Source organism: Undibacterium sp. TC4M20W, from assembly GCF_049340245.1.
Classification (GTDB): domain Bacteria; phylum Pseudomonadota; class Gammaproteobacteria; order Burkholderiales; family Burkholderiaceae_D; genus Undibacterium.
On record NZ_JBMPPI010000001.1, the window covers coordinates 56143 to 68582 of the forward strand.

The window sequence follows — 12440 nt, forward strand, 5'->3', positions numbered from 1 at the left end:
ATCAATATCCGGGCGCAACGAATAGTACACGCTTCATTAAAATCTGGCTCATTACATGTAATGGTCCTACACAGACATCCATCATGAAAAAAGGGGATGGCTATTGCCACCCCCTCCTCAAATACTTTACCTGATGTATTACTTCAGACCAGCGACGTAGTCTGCAACAGCTTTAATTTCGTCTTCAGACATTTTCTTGGCTATCGTCATCATCTGCGCACTATTTTGGCGGGCACCGGTGATTTTTGCGCCGTCCTTGCGGGAACCGTTCTGGAAGCCTGTCAACTGGGCAATCGTATAGTCCTGATGTTGACCTGCGATGCGCGGGAATTGTGCAGGAATACCAGCACCATTCGGGCTATGACAGCCAGCACAGGCTGGAACATTTTTCTCAGCGATACCACCGCGATAGATTTGCTTGCCCAGTTCAACGATATCCTTGTTTTTTGCTGTGCCTGGTTTGGATTTTTGCGTAGACAGGTAAGCGGAAACGTTTTTTATATCATCTGCTGTCATGGCCTTGGCAAAGGTGGTCATGATGGCATTTTTGCGTGTATCACCAGTAAAATCTGTCAATTGCTTGACCAGATAAGCTTCATGCTGGGCAGACAGTTTAGGATTGGCGGCAATGGTGGAATTACCGGCTGCGCCATGGCAGGATACGCAGGCAGTAATGCCGCGGGCTGCGTCGCCATTGGTATACAGTGCTTCACCTTTGGCTGGGTCGGCCTTGGCTGGCTTGGCTACTTCATTAGCATGGACCGAAGAGGCAAAAGACGATACCGCCAGGACTGCGACGCTGATGGACTTAGACAACGATAAGAAAGCACGGTTCATTCAAACACCCTGAGACTAAATAATAGAAATCTGCCCTATTGGCGACATATTGCAGCGAGTTGATACGTAAAAAGGCTCTTTTTTGCAACGAAATACGTACAAAACTGGCATGTGGACATGGTTTTAATCGCTGCCCAAGACCTAACCCCTTATTGTACAATAGCTTTCGGGCGTTTTTACTGCCTTATGTTGCATTTTTCCATTATTCCTTTCCTCTATGTCTATCCTCTGGCAAGCCCGCTTCTTCACTACGGTGAATCATCTGCGCGATCTCCCGCGCACCCACGTGCCCGAAATCGCTTTCGCTGGCCGTTCCAACGCTGGCAAATCGACCGCTATCAATACCCTGTGCAATCAGAAAAAACTCTGTTTTGCCTCAAAAACACCGGGCCGCACACAACATATTAATTATTTTTCCATCGGTGGCGCCCATGTGGGCCAGCACCGCAAGGACGAAACCAGGGTCGATGAAATTCGCGCCTTGCTGGTGGATTTGCCAGGCTATGGCTATGCTGAGGTACCAGGTGCCGCCAAGCAACACTGGAACCAGTTACTCGGTGCCTATGTACAAAGACGCACGCAACTGGCAGCCCTGGTGCTGATCATGGATGCCCGCCGTCCATTTACCGATTTGGATATACAGATGCTGGAATGGTTTGCACCGACTGGCCGCCCCATCCATTGCATTTTGACCAAGGCAGATAAACTTAACCGCAGCGAATGCACTGATGCCTTGCGCAAAGCCAAGGCGGTACTCGACAGTTACGTGGATGATGAAGGCCCGCTCTTCCCTTTCAGCCTGCAATTATTTTCTGCCCTGAAACGCATAGGCATAGAAGAAGCCGATGCAGCCGTGCAACGTCTGGTCGGCCTGGATAGAGACCCTATCGTTGATACTGGTGATACTGCCGGTGAAACAGATTCAGAGGCCTATGAAAATACGAATACAGACGCCAACGCAGATACAGCGAACGCACCTGCAGAAGCCCAGGCAAACAAGCCGGCTGACGCAGAATAAAAAAACCCCGGCAAAGTTAGTCTTTTTGCCGGGGTAATAACACCGTTACGAATAGGGACGCACGGTGCCCGCTCAGGGAGGAGAAGCGGTAGGCGTGGAGTTGATCCAACCTGTGCATTAAGATGTTGCAACTTAAAAAAAGTTTCATTAACCTGCATAAAATTCTTTTCATTGATTGTCATCTTTCTATGTCATACACCAAGCCATCCCACCCTTCTGCACATTTCCCTGCCATCCGTATGCGCCGCATGCGTAAAGATGCGTTTTCCCGCGCACTCATGCGTGAAAACGCGGTGACTGCATCTGATTTGATTTACCCGGTTTTTGTCATCGACGGTGTCAATCAAAGTGAAAAAGTTTCATCCATGCCTGGCGTGGAAAGAGTAACGATAGATTTGCTCATGGGTGTGGCAGAAGATTGCGTCGCCCTGGGCATACCGGTGCTGGCGCTATTCCCTGCTATCAACCCGCATTTGAAAACACCGGATGGCATAGAAGCCACCAACCCCAAAGGTTTGATCCCACGCGCCGTACGCGAACTGAAAAGCCGCTTCCCTGAACTGGGTGTATTGACCGACGTGGCGCTGGACCCTTACACCAGCCACGGCCAGGATGGTTTGTTGAATGCTGACGGCTATGTCCTCAATGATGAAACCACCGCCATGCTGGTACGCCAGGCACTGGTGCAGGCTGAAGCCGGTGTTGATATTGTTGCCCCCAGCGATATGATGGATGGCCGCATAGGCGCAATCCGTCATGCGCTTGAAGCCAACAATTTCATCCACACCCGCATCATGGCTTACTCGGCCAAATATGCGTCGGCCTTTTATGGACCATTCCGTGAGGCAGTAGGTTCTGCCGCCAACCTGGGCAAAAGCGATAAAGCCAATTACCAGATGGACCCGGCCAACAGTGATGAAGCCTTGCGCGAAGTGGCACTGGACCTGGCAGAAGGTGCTGACATGGTCATGGTCAAACCCGGCATGCCTTACCTGGATATCGTGCGCAGGGTCAAGGATGAATTCAAGGTGCCGACCTTTGCTTATCAGGTCAGTGGTGAATATGCGATGATCAAGGCGGCAGCGCAAAATGGCTGGCTAGATCATAACAAGACCATGATGGAATCCATGCTGGCATTCAAGCGTGCTGGTGCTGATGGTGTCCTGACGTATTTCGCCCGTGATGTTGCGCGTTTGCTGAAACATACTGGCTGATATTGCCATGCCTGCGATGTTGCGTGCTGTCTTCATTTTCATTTTTGCTGCGCTGGCAATTGCCGGTGCTGAATGGGGGAAAGAGATAGGCAGTGCGCAATATCTGCACTATATTTTCAAGCCGCTGACAACACTCGCCATCTTCTTTTTTGCCTGGCGAAGTAAGCCTATCGTCAGTCGCACCTATCAAACCGCCATACTGATTGGCATCATCTGTTCTCTGATTGGCGACATCTTTTTGATGTTACCTGGCACAGTATTTCGCCATGGTTTTTTATGTGGCCTGCTGAGTTTTTTGCTGGCGCATATCTGCTTCTTGCGAGCACTGATCAGTGACAGTCGCTTTGCTGGCAAGCCTCCGGCTTTTGCCGGTATCGCTGCACTTGGCATCATTAACCTGGTGATACTCTGGCCGGGTTTGCCAGCGGCTTTGCAAATTCCCGTTGTTGCCTATGTCTGTCTTTTGCTTTGCATGACGGCGCAAGCTATCAGCCGCGGCCTGCAGTTGCGCAGCCTGTCTGGTCGTCTCGCATTGATTGGCGGCCTTTGCTTTATGCTGTCTGATACCCTGCTGGCTTACAACCGCTTCTACACGCCTATTACGCATTCTCCTCTCCTCATCCTCAGCAGCTATTATCTGGCGCTGTGGCTGATTGCAGCTTCGGTCACGTCATCCCCTACTGAATAAGGCCAGGATCATGCATGAAAAAATCATTACCTTTGCCAGCCCGTTTTTTTTCATTTTGATCGCTCTTGAGTTTATCGTCGCGCGCAAACGCCAGCGTCATTTGTACCGTATGAATGATTCGCTCAATAGCCTGAGTCTCGGTGTCATGAGCCAGATCATAGGGGCATTTTCCAAGTTGTTTTCGATAGGCATGTATGCGCTGGTGCTTAAGTATCTGTCACTGTTCAGCCTGCCATCAGACAGTGTCTGGGTGTGGATAGCTGCCCTACTGCTGTACGACTTTTTATACTACTGGCTGCACAGGATGGGGCACCAGACCAATCTGCTATGGGCAGCCCATGTCGTGCATCACCAGAGTGAACAATACAATCTGAGTACGGCATTACGGCAAACCAGTACCGGGCTGGATTTTTTATTTACCGATGGCCCTGATAGGCTTTCCGCTCGATGTATTTATTGCAGTTGCCCTCATCGATTTGCTGTACCAGTTCTGGGTGCATACCGAGCAGATAGGCAAGCTGGGCTGGTTTGACCGCGTGTTTGTGTCGCCATCGAATCACCGTGTCCATCATGCTGTCAATGACATGTATCTGGACAAAAACTTTGGCGGCATACTCGTGATCTGGGACAGGTTGTTTGGGACGTTCATCGAAGAGCGTGATCATGTCGACATCGTGTATGGAACGCGTAAGCCCTTGCGTAGCTGGAACCCCTTGTGGGCCAATCTGGAAGTGTATGAACAGGTTTGGCGCGATGCATGGAATACACGACGGTGGCGGGATAAATTGCAGATCTGGTTGCGCCCGCCGGGCTGGCGTCCTGCTGACCTCATGGCACAATCTGCACCTTCAACATTTGATATTCACAGGCCGGCTTATGACCCGTCCATGAGCAAGGCCACGGCTTGGTATTGCGTAGCGCAATTCATCCTCTTGCTGGAGGCAGCAACTCACTTTTTACTGGTCTATAAAAACATCAGTGCGCTGAACGCCACCATCTATGTGAGCTGGCTGGTCATGGGTCTGTGGTGCATAGGCGGCCTGATGGAAAGAGGCCGTATTTATCTGCTGCCTGAGACTGTGCGTATACTGTGCATCCTGATAATGAACCTTTTTACTGCCAGCTGGTTTTATTCCTTTGCTTTATCTACGCCAGCGCAGGCCTTGCTGACTGCCACCTGCCTGATTTCGCTGGGTGGACTCTGGCTTATTTTTTCACGACAAAAGACGCATGGACATCTTCCACATTAACGATACGCAGACACTGCAAAATCCTGACAAGCCTGAAGCCCTGGTCAATGCTGGCGGTTTTTTATGGCTGGATGCCAGCCATGAAGAAGTCGCAGCTGACCCGATTGCCTGGCGCAACCGGGTTGAAGCGATTACGGGAACACAGATTTATGAATTGCATCTCAAGGATGTCAGCAATCTCACGCACCCATCCTACTTCGATGCGACTGAAGAATATGAACTAGTGGTGTTTCGCAAACTGACACTGACAGAAGCGAATGGCGACAACAAGAACGGCGTGAAACGCAAGATACCTGCAGCATTGAATAAACTGGCGACCACACCTGTCTCGTTTTTGCTCATGCAAAATGTCCTGATCACAGTACGCCCGGCACAGAGCCGCACGGTAGAACTGGCACGCCAGCGCCTGCTCGATTATAAATCGCGGGCAGAGAATAATACCCACGGCAGCCGCCTGCCAGCCTCACCAGAAGAGCTGATGTTGCGACTCTTGAATGCCATGGTTGATCAATACCTGGAATTGCGCCAGCCGCTGACCCAACAGCTCGACCGCTGGCAACATGCCTTGCTGGACCCACGCCGGCCTTTCAATAACTGGCTGGCCTTGCTGGATTCGCGCGTGGAATTGCGTAAGCTCGATAATCTGTGTGAAGAACAGCGCGATGCCATGCAGGAATTGCGCGACCATATCGTCGATACCCATGATGGCAATAGCCGCGCCAAGGACTTGCTGTTGGTGCGCACCAATGATGTGATGGAACATATCAGCCGCGTATTGAACCACGCGCGCCGCCTCGAAGCATCGCTGGAATCAGCGGTGCAAATCCACTTTGCGGCGATGGCCCATAGAACCAGTGAAATCATGCGCACCCTGACTGTCATTACTGCTCTGTTCATGCCACTGACACTGATCACAGGTATTTTTGGCATGAACTTTGAAGTCATGCCTTTGCTCAAACACGCGTCCGGCTTTTGGTACACCATGGGTGCGATGGGTGTCATCGTCGTGCTCTTGTTGATTTACTTCCGCAGCCAGCGCTATTTGCAAGACCAGGCCAGCCGCAGGATAGAGTAAACCGCAAAATTTTTCCAAGTTCAAAACATACAATCACATTTAAATACCAATGCAAGAACATACCTTTCTCTGGCATGACTATGAAACCTTTGGCGCAGTTGCCCGCCGCGACAGGCCTGCGCAATTTGCCGCCATACGCACGGATGCCGAACTCAATGAGATAGGCAAACCAGTCATGCTGTACTGCCAGCCCGCCAATGATTTTTTGCCTGATCCGCAGTCTTGCCTGATCACCCATATCACGCCACAAACCTGCCTTGAGCGCGGCATACCTGAGCATGAATTTGCAGCAAAAATAGAACAGGAACTGGGCAAGACCGGCACTATAGGCGTGGGCTATAACACCATACGCTTTGATGATGAAATTACCCGCTTCATGTTCTGGCGTAACCTCATCGACCCGTATGCACGCGAATGGCAAAACAATTGTGGCCGCTGGGACATCATGGACATGGTACGCACCTGTTATGCGTTGCGCCCTGAGGGTATCAACTGGCCAAAGAATGATGAAGGCAAGCCCAGCTTTCGCCTTGAACACCTGACCAAGGCCAACGGTATCGCGCATGAAGCAGCGCATGATGCGCTGTCAGATGTGCGTGCCACGATAGCTTTGGCGCGCCTGATACGCGAGCGCCAGCCCAAGCTGTTCGACTTTTGCTTTGCCTTGCATAAGAAAGACAAGGTTGCGGCAGAAATCGATATGCCGGTCTTGAACAAAGCGTTTTTGCATGTGTCGGGCATGTTCCCGGTAGAACGTGGCTGCCTGGCCGTCATGTGGCCATTAGCCATGCACCCCAAGAACAAGAATGAAGTCATTGCCTGGGACCTGACCCATGACCCGGCAGAGCTGGCAGGACTGGATGCAGAGACGATACAGCTACGCATGTTCAGCAAAAGCGATGCCCTGCCTGAAGGCGTACAGCGCCTGCCAGTGAAAAGCATACATATCAACAAATCACCCAGTGTCATCGGCAACTTAAAAACCTTGTCAGCATCCATGGCTGAACATTGGAAGATAGATATGGCTCTGGTACAGCAGCACGCCGAAAAAGCTGCTTCCCTGCCTGACGCTGCCAAGGCGATATGGGAGCAAGTGTATGCGCGCCCAGAGGCAGCCGCCAGTGATGTCGATGAAGACTTGTACGGTGGCTTTGTCGGCGCTGGTGACCGCCGCCTCTTGAATGATTTGCGCCGCATGAATGGCGTGCAACTCGCCAAGGCCAGCACCAGCTTCCAGGACCCGCGCCTGGCTGAATTATTATTCCGCTACCGCGCCCGTAATTTCCATGACAGCCTGAGCATGGAAGAACAGGAAAGCTGGGAAGAACACCGCGCAGCACGTTTGCTCGATGGTGTCGGCAATGCCAGAACTGTAGAGATGTATTTCAATGAGATTGATACTTTGTCAGAAACAGCAGATGAAGCAGCAGAAGAAATTCTGGGTGCTTTGTATGACTATGCTGAAATGATCGTGCCGTCGAGATAAGCTTCATCTTCTTTCCAGTACGGCAAAAAAAAAAGCCACGAATTACTCGTGGCTTTTTGTTTATGCGTAAGGCATGGCTTATTTCATGACTTACTTATTGGGCTGTGGTGTCACGCGCAAATATGGGCGGGCGGCAGTGTAGCCTTTAGGGTATTTTTGCTTGATGACTTCTTCATCCTTGACTGACAACGGGATGATAACGTCATCGCCATCACGCCAGTTGCCTGGTGTCGCAACGGTGTAGCCATCCGTCAATTGCAGGGCATCAATGACGCGCAAGACTTCATCAAAATTGCGGCCTGTGGTCAGCGGGTAAGTGATGATGAGGCGGACTTTTTTGTTCGGATCAATGACGAACAAGGAACGCACCGTGACAGTCTCGGACTGGTTAGGGTGGATCATGTCATACAGTGCTGCAACTTTCTTGTCAGCATCAGCAACGATAGGAAAGCCGACAACCGTTTTTTGTGTGTCTTCAATATCCTTGATCCATTGCAGATGGGATTCTGCACCATCGACTGACAAGGCGATTGCTTTTACATTGCGCTTGTCAAACTCTGGCTTGAGCTTTGCAGTCAGGCCCAGCTCTGTCGTGCAGACCGGTGTGAAGTCAGCTGGATGAGAAAACAAGACTACCCAGGAATTACCTGCCCATTCATGAAATTTCAAAGGGCCAATAGAAGAATCTTGCTCGAAATCAGGGGCGATGTCGCCTAAACGCAAAGTCATTTTTTTCTCCAAAAAGAAACGAGAACTCGAATATAGCCGCTCTACCCTGCTTACTCAAGGACAGTTTAGTTGCATGCTTATATATTCTTTGAATATACTTTATTTGCCTTCTGCACGGTTCAGCGATTGCAAGAATTTATCTGCATTCTGATAACCGATAACCCGCTGGCCTGAAATTTCTTTGCCTTGGGCATCAAAGAAAATAATGCCTGGCGGACCAAACAGGCCAAAGCGTTTCAGCAAGGCTTTATCGTCGGCATTGTTAGCCGTGACATCAGCTTGCAACAGCAGCATATTGTCGAGCCTGGCCTTGACCTTGGCTTCCGGGAAAGTCAGTTTTTCCATCTCTTTACACGACACACACCAGTCTGCATAAAAATCTAGCATGACCGTCTTGCCCTTGGATTGCGCCACTGCGGCATCAAGTTCGGCAATGCTTCGTATACGGGTGAATTTGACGTGTTCGGTACTACCGCCGTACAAGTGGGCAACAGGGGAAAATACATCACGGCCACCTGTGGCAACACCGACCAGTTGCACAGCCCCCAGGAAGAAGAATATGACAGATACTGCCTTGGCAAACATACCGCTGCGCTGGAAGAATAATTGATAGCTGGCATAAGCGATCAGCAAGATAGCCCAACCCAGCATTTGTGACCAGACGGGTATCACTGGGCTGATCATCCACAAGGCCATAGCCAGCATCAGGACACCAAAGAAACGCTTGATACTTTCCATCCACATGCCTGCACGTGGCAACAGGCTGCCAGCCGAGATGCCCACCAGCAGCAAAGGTACGCTCATACCCATCGCCATGGCAAACAGGGCAGAGCCACCGACAACAACGTCACGGGTCTGGCTGATATATACCAGAGCGCCTGCCAGTGGTGCGGCCACGCAAGGCCCGACGATCAGGGCTGAAATAGCCCCCATGAAAAACACACCTACCAGTTTGCCATTGCGCTGGCCTTCAGATGCCTGAGTCAACTTGGTTTGCAAGGCGGCTGGCACCTGCAATTGATACACATTGAACATGGACAGTGACAGTATCACCATCAACAAGGCGAACGCACCGAGTACCCAGGGATTTTGCAGAGTCGCCGACAAACCTTCACCAACCAGTCCAGCGGCAATACCAAGTGCGGTGTACACCAGCGCCATACCCAGGGCATAGCACAAGGACAGAAGAAAACCACGGCTACGTTTGATGCCCGTGCCTTCGCCTACGATGATGAAAGACAGGATAGGCACCATGGGCAAGACGCAGGGAGTGAAAGACAAGCCAAGGCCCAGCAACAGGAACAAGGGCAGGATAAGGACGAGCCTGCCACTCTTCAAGGCCGCACTGATACTGCTGGTCTCTTCATCATGACTGGATTCTGTGGCTTTGATATTGCTTTCTGTACCGGCGTTGACAGCAGAGTCGGTGCTCACATTGGCTGCTGATTGTGTGCTTGCAGCGCTCGCGCCAGCTACCTGCAATTTAACCGGCGTCTCCAACGGCGGATAACACAGGCCGCCATCGGCACAACCCTGGCGACCTATCTTTAGCGTGAAATCTGCTGCGGCCTGTATGGGTATGCGGACTACCAGGGAATGGCGGTAAGTCTCGACTTCTTTCTGGAAGGTTTCGTCAAACTTGACCTTGCCAGCTGGCATGACAATATCGCCGAGTTTGGCATCGTCTGAACTGAACTTGAAACGTTCGCGATACAGGTAGTAACCGTCTGCTATCGTAAAAGTCACTTCGGCCACACCTGGCTCTGCCATTTTGGCAGATACCTTAAATGCTACTTCAGGGTCGAGGAAGTCTTCTGCGCTGGCGAAGTGTGAGAATAAGGATGTGAACAGCAAGGCCAACACCAGGGCACACAGACGCCATAGCTGTGCTATCTGGAAGTTTTGTGGCTTGGCTGGCATGGGTGCAGAAAACAGCGGTGTTGAGGCATTCATGGCGTTTCGGTTTCTTTTCTCACCCAGTCCAGATAAGCCGGCAATCCGGCCACCAGGGGGATGGCTATTATTTCGGGTAGGTCATAGGGATGTTGGGCGATGATCAGTGCTTCCAGCCTGGAATAGCAAGCTTGCCGGGTCTTGATCATCAATTGAACTTCAGTGTCAGCCTGTTGTTCACCATCCCAGTTGTAGATGGACAATATATCAGCAGAAATGTTCACGCAGGCAGCCAATTTTTCGGCGACGACCTGGTTGGCCAGTTTTTTGGCAATGTCGCGGTCTGGCAGGTTAGTTAATACCAGGATCAGATTGTCATCATCCATCGCTATTCCATGTTCGCTGGCGGCGCCAATTCGCCTGATAAAAACTGCATGATGTTTGGTCGGGTGTACCGCAAACGCATTACAGCATATTGCAAAATAAATGCCTGCAAGTATCTTGCTTGAACGTGTTTTTAAGCTTACATCTGCACTTGGCCGCAGGCGCGGTCAAAAGTATGCACCCATTACGCACTAATAAGCAAAAAGCCGTTCAGTTTACACTGAACGGCTTATTTAAGCTTTGAGCAGTCTGGGCATGATGCCCAACTGCTAATTACTCAGCAACTGGTGCATCAGCTGCATCTACGCCTTCTGGACGATCCAGCAGTTCAACGTATGCCATAGGAGCATTGTCGCCGACGCGGAAACCCATTTTCAGGATGCGCAGGTAGCCGCCGTTACGATTTGCGTAACGTGGGCCCAGTTCAGCAAACAGCTTGACTACCATTTCGCGATCGCGCAAACGGGAGAAAGCCAGACGCTTGTTAGCCAGTGTGTCTGTTTTACCCAAAGTCAGAATCGGCTCGATAACGCGGCGCAGTTCTTTGGCTTTTGGCAAAGTTGTTTTGATGGCTTCGTGGCGCAACAGGGATACTGTCATGTTGCGCAGCATTGCCAGACGGTGGGAAGAAGTACGATTCAGCTTACGTAAGCCGTGACGATGACGCATGGTATTTCCTTTCAGATTTAAATGCCAGCTCTTCTATCGATAAGCAAGCTTATCGCGGGCCGGTAATTATTTTTACTACGGTTAAAAAACGGGCAGGCTGTCTCAGCCCACCCGTTGGGACAAAATTATTTTTCCAGGCCAGCAGGTGGCCAGTTTTCCAGTTTCATGCCCAGAGACAAACCACGGGAAGCCAAAACTTCCTTGATTTCGTTCAAGGACTTGCGACCCAGATTTGGTGTCTTCAACAGTTCATTTTCGCTACGCTGGATCAGATCACCAATGTAGTAAATGTTTTCTGCTTTCAGGCAGTTGGCTGAACGTACTGTCAATTCCAGATCATCGACTGGACGCAACAGGACAGGATCAACTGCAGGTGCGCGGGATGGAGCTTCAGCAGCGGCTTCAGTACCTTCCAGTGCAGCGAAGACATTCAATTGATCAACCAGCACGCGGGCAGATTGACGGATTGCTTCTTCTGGGGAGATAACGCCATTGGTCTCAATATTGATAACCAGTTTATCCAGATCAGTACGTTGTTCAACGCGGGCAGATTCCACAGCGTAGGAAACACGGCGTACTGGAGAGAAAGACGCATCCAGTATCATACGACCGATGGTTTTGTTCGCATCTTCAGACAAGCGACGAACGTTACCTGGCACATAGCCACGGCCTTTTTCTACCTTGATCTGCATGTCCAGCTTACCACCGGCTGTCAGATTGGCGATAACGTGATCTGGGTTAATCAGTTCTACGTCATGCGGCAGATCGATGTCGGAAGCCAATACAGCGCCTTCGCCATCTTTTTTCAATGTCAGCGTGACTTCATCACGGTTGTGCAACTTGAAGACTACGCCTTTCAAGTTCAACAGGATGTCGACGACGTCTTCTTGTACGCCATCGAGGGAAGAGTATTCATGAACTACACCGGCGATCACAACTTCAGTCGGTGCATAACCAACCATAGTGGACAACAGTACGCGACGCAAAGCGTTGCCCAGTGTGTGGCCATAGCCACGTTCAAATGGTTCCATCACGACTTTAGCGTGACCGGCACCCAACATTTCCACATCGATAATACGTGGTTTTAACAGATTGTTTTGCATGAATGTCCTTTTCAATACCCTCGGTTCGTTACACCGATAAGGCTGACGGCATTAAAGAAAAAAGCCTGCCTGTAGTAAAACAGGCAGGCGGTGA

13 protein-coding genes are annotated in these 12440 nt (G+C 50.7%); 7 read left to right on the top strand and 6 right to left on the bottom strand.

All coding sequences use genetic code 11. The features are described 5' to 3' along the window. Positions 1–138: 138 nt before the first annotated feature. Entirely contained in the window at positions 139–837 is a 699-nt protein-coding gene (locus ACO0LL_RS00245; protein ID WP_422948914.1) for a c-type cytochrome, read from the bottom strand. Positions 838–1054: 217 nt separating this feature from the next. Here ACO0LL_RS00245 and yihA point away from each other — a divergent pair, with 217 nt between their 5' ends. From yihA to sbcB, 7 genes are all read left to right on the top strand, one after another. Beyond that, entirely contained in the window at positions 1055–1855 is an 801-nt protein-coding gene (gene yihA / locus ACO0LL_RS00250; protein ID WP_422948915.1) for a ribosome biogenesis GTP-binding protein YihA/YsxC, read from the top strand. Positions 1856–2043: 188 nt separating this feature from the next. Then, entirely contained in the window at positions 2044–3069 is a 1026-nt protein-coding gene (hemB, locus tag ACO0LL_RS00255) for a porphobilinogen synthase (protein ID WP_422948916.1), read from the top strand. 7 nt (positions 3070–3076) lie between these two features. Then, positions 3077–3757, top strand: coding sequence for a lysoplasmalogenase (locus ACO0LL_RS00260; RefSeq protein ID WP_422948917.1), 681 nt, complete (start codon positions 3077–3079; stop codon positions 3755–3757). Positions 3758–3767: 10 nt separating this feature from the next. Beyond that, positions 3768–4289: a sterol desaturase family protein gene (locus ACO0LL_RS00265; RefSeq protein WP_422948918.1), complete on the top strand. Its 522-nt coding sequence runs from the start codon at positions 3768–3770 to the stop codon at positions 4287–4289. Continuing rightward, positions 4180–5007, top strand: a complete 828-nt coding sequence (locus tag ACO0LL_RS00270) for a sterol desaturase family protein (RefSeq protein WP_422948919.1) — start codon at positions 4180–4182, stop codon at positions 5005–5007. The genes ACO0LL_RS00265 and ACO0LL_RS00270 overlap by 110 nt, the downstream gene beginning before the upstream one ends. Next, on the top strand, positions 4988–6082 hold the full coding sequence (locus ACO0LL_RS00275; protein WP_422948920.1) for a magnesium transporter CorA family protein: 1095 nt from the start codon (positions 4988–4990) through the stop codon (positions 6080–6082). The genes ACO0LL_RS00270 and ACO0LL_RS00275 overlap by 20 nt, the downstream gene beginning before the upstream one ends. 49 nt (positions 6083–6131) lie before the next feature. Continuing rightward, a complete protein-coding gene (gene sbcB / locus ACO0LL_RS00280) occupies positions 6132–7568 on the top strand; it encodes an exodeoxyribonuclease I (protein ID WP_422948921.1) in 1437 nt (478 codons plus the stop codon). A 90-nt stretch (positions 7569–7658) separates the two neighbouring features. On the opposite strand, the gene ACO0LL_RS00285 is transcribed toward sbcB, so the two are convergent. The 5 genes from ACO0LL_RS00285 to ACO0LL_RS00305 all read right to left on the bottom strand — a co-directional run bounded on the left by ACO0LL_RS00285 (position 7659) and on the right by ACO0LL_RS00305 (position 12346). Beyond that, positions 7659–8297: a peroxiredoxin gene (locus ACO0LL_RS00285; protein ID WP_422948922.1), complete on the bottom strand. Its 639-nt coding sequence runs from the start codon at positions 8295–8297 to the stop codon at positions 7659–7661. Positions 8298–8396: 99 nt separating this feature from the next. After that, a complete protein-coding gene (gene dsbD, locus ACO0LL_RS00290) occupies positions 8397–10250 on the bottom strand; it encodes a protein-disulfide reductase DsbD (RefSeq protein ID WP_422948923.1) in 1854 nt (617 codons plus the stop codon). Then, entirely contained in the window at positions 10247–10576 is a 330-nt protein-coding gene (cutA, locus tag ACO0LL_RS00295) for a divalent-cation tolerance protein CutA (protein ID WP_422948924.1), read from the bottom strand. The genes dsbD and cutA overlap by 4 nt, the downstream gene beginning before the upstream one ends. Positions 10577–10847: 271 nt before the next feature. After that, positions 10848–11243 carry a 50S ribosomal protein L17 gene (gene rplQ, locus ACO0LL_RS00300; RefSeq protein ID WP_110255935.1) on the bottom strand — a complete coding sequence of 132 codons (396 nt, stop codon included), beginning with the start codon at positions 11241–11243 and terminating at the stop codon, positions 10848–10850. A gap of 125 nt (positions 11244–11368) precedes the next feature. After that, entirely contained in the window at positions 11369–12346 is a 978-nt protein-coding gene (locus ACO0LL_RS00305; protein WP_110255934.1) for a DNA-directed RNA polymerase subunit alpha, read from the bottom strand. Positions 12347–12440: the final 94 nt, after the last annotated feature.

Bases quoted from the DNA above. Each gene is read 5' to 3' on its own strand.
- ACO0LL_RS00245 (WP_422948914.1), bottom strand. From the start codon at position 837: ATGAACCGTGCTTTCTTATCGTTGTCTAAGTCCATCAGCGTCGCAGTC.
- yihA (WP_422948915.1), top strand. From the start codon at position 1,055: ATGTCTATCCTCTGGCAAGCCCGCTTCTTCACTACGGTGAATCATCTG.
- hemB (WP_422948916.1), top strand. From the start codon at position 2,044: ATGTCATACACCAAGCCATCCCACCCTTCTGCACATTTCCCTGCCATC.
- ACO0LL_RS00260 (WP_422948917.1), top strand. From the start codon at position 3,077: ATGCCTGCGATGTTGCGTGCTGTCTTCATTTTCATTTTTGCTGCGCTG.
- ACO0LL_RS00265 (WP_422948918.1), top strand. From the start codon at position 3,768: ATGCATGAAAAAATCATTACCTTTGCCAGCCCGTTTTTTTTCATTTTG.
- ACO0LL_RS00270 (WP_422948919.1), top strand. From the start codon at position 4,180: ATGGCCCTGATAGGCTTTCCGCTCGATGTATTTATTGCAGTTGCCCTC.
- ACO0LL_RS00275 (WP_422948920.1), top strand. From the start codon at position 4,988: ATGGACATCTTCCACATTAACGATACGCAGACACTGCAAAATCCTGAC.
- sbcB (WP_422948921.1), top strand. From the start codon at position 6,132: ATGCAAGAACATACCTTTCTCTGGCATGACTATGAAACCTTTGGCGCA.
- ACO0LL_RS00285 (WP_422948922.1), bottom strand. From the start codon at position 8,297: ATGACTTTGCGTTTAGGCGACATCGCCCCTGATTTCGAGCAAGATTCT.
- dsbD (WP_422948923.1), bottom strand. From the start codon at position 10,250: ATGAATGCCTCAACACCGCTGTTTTCTGCACCCATGCCAGCCAAGCCA.
- cutA (WP_422948924.1), bottom strand. From the start codon at position 10,576: ATGGATGATGACAATCTGATCCTGGTATTAACTAACCTGCCAGACCGC.
- rplQ (WP_110255935.1), bottom strand. From the start codon at position 11,243: ATGCGTCATCGTCACGGCTTACGTAAGCTGAATCGTACTTCTTCCCAC.
- ACO0LL_RS00305 (WP_110255934.1), bottom strand. From the start codon at position 12,346: ATGCAAAACAATCTGTTAAAACCACGTATTATCGATGTGGAAATGTTG.